Annotated in this window: 2 protein-coding genes; both read left to right on the plus strand. The window is 36.7% G+C overall.

Going from position 1 to position 2021, the window contains the following annotated elements; all coding sequences use genetic code 11:
- Positions 1 to 1557: transketolase (locus EC396_RS12320; protein WP_129366957.1), on the plus strand; the 1557-nt coding region annotated here is incomplete at its 5' end.
- 12 nt (positions 1558 to 1569) lie between these two features.
- On the plus strand, positions 1570 to 2021 hold a 452-nt coding region (locus tag EC396_RS12325; protein WP_129366958.1), incomplete at its 3' end, for a transaldolase family protein.

The raw sequence follows: 2021 nt of genomic DNA on the forward strand, positions 1-2021 counted from the left end.
GAAATTTCACAAGGAGCAGGAAGAATAGCAGGACATTTAGGATTGAACAATTTTATTATGTTCTATGATGCAAATGATGTGCAATTATCTACAATGACTGATGAAGTAACATCAGAAGACACTGCAAAAAAATACGAAGCTTGGGGTTGGAAAGTAGTAACTATTGATGGTCATAACCACGATGAGATTAGAAAAGCCTTAAAAGATGCTAATAATGAGCAAGAAAAACCAACCTTAATAATTGGTAAAACCATTATGGGTAAAGGTTGTGTTACTGAAACAGGTGCTAATTGGGAAGGACATTGTGAACTACACGGACAGCCAATTGGACATACAGGAGCCGATTTTAATGCTACCCTAAAAAACTTAGGTGCTGATGTAAACGATCCTTTTGCAAAATATGCCGATGTTGAAGCGTTTTACGCAACCCTTTTAGAAAATAAAAAAGCAGCTGCAGCAGCAAAAAAAGCTGAAATAAGCAAATGGAGAAGTGACAATCCTGAACTAGCAGAAAAGTTAGATGGCTTTTTAGCAGGAAAATTACCAGCGTTAAATTTTGAATCTATTGTTAATAAACCAGGATTGGCAACCAGAGCAGCTTCAGCAAATGTGTTGGGTTATTTAGCACAAAATGTGGAGAATATGATTGTTTCTTCAGCCGATTTATCAAACAGTGATAAAACAGATGGTTTCTTAAAAAATACACACGCCTTAAAAAAGAATGATTTTTCGGGTGCCTTTTTACAAGCAGGCGTAGCTGAATTAACAATGGCAGCCATTGCAAATGGTATTGCTTTACACGGAGGTGTAATTCCGGTAGTAGCAACATTCTTTGTGTTTTCAGATTATATGAAACCAGCCATTAGAATGAGTGCTATTCAAGAATTACCCGTAAAATATGTTTGGACACACGATGCTTTTAGAGTAGGTGAAGACGGACCAACACACCAACCAATTGAACAAGAAGCGCAAATTCGTTTGTTAGAAAAGTTAAAGAACCACAGTGGAGATCCTTGTTTTATGGCATTGCGCCCTGCAGATTCAGCAGAAACCAATGTAGCTTGGAAAATGGCAATGGAAAATGATAAAACACCAACAGGACTTATTTTATCTCGTCAAGGAATAAAAGACCTTCCAGCAGCAACTTCAAGATACAAAGAAGCATTAGCAGCAGAAAAGGGTGGTTATACTGTTATAGAAGCAGAAAATCCAGCTGTAGTTTTAATCGCAAACGGATCAGAAGTAGCAACTTTAATTGAAGGAGCACAATTACTTCAAGAAAGAGCAAACATAAAAGCAAAAGTCGTATCAGTTCCTTCAGAAGGAATTTTCAGATTGCAATCAAAAGCATACCAAGAAAGTATCATTCCATCAAACAAACCAGCATTTGGTTTAACAGCAGGTTTACCTGTAAACTTAGAAGGCTTGGTTGGAAACAACGGAAAAGTATTTGGTTTAGATCATTTTGGATACTCAGCACCAGCCACCGTATTGGATGAGAAATTCGGATTTACAGGCGAAAACGTGTTTAACCAAGTTACAGAATTATTAAAATAACAAAATAGGAAGATGAAATTTTTTATAGATACAGCAAATTTAGAGCAAATTAAAGAAGCACAAGCCTTAGGTGTTTTAGATGGCGTTACCACAAACCCATCATTAATGGCAAAAGAAGGAATTACAGGAGCCGAAAATATTTTACAACATTACTTAGATATCTGTAATGCTGTAGATGGAGATGTTTCAGCAGAAGTTATTGCAACAGATTTTGAAGGTATGGTTCAGCAAGGTGAAGAATTGGCCGCTTTACATCCTCAAATTGTGGTAAAATTACCAATGATTGCAGACGGCGTAAAAGCGTGTAAATACTTTTCAGACAAAGGAATTAGAACCAATGTAACTTTGGTATTTTCAGCCGGACAAGCATTGTTAGCTGCAAAAGCAGGAGCGACTTATGTTTCTCCATTCTTAGGACGTTTGGATGATATTTCAACAGATGGATTGCATTTAATTTCAGAAAT

The organism is Lutibacter sp. HS1-25 (assembly GCF_004121075.1).
GTDB lineage: Bacteria > Bacteroidota > Bacteroidia > Flavobacteriales > Flavobacteriaceae > Lutibacter.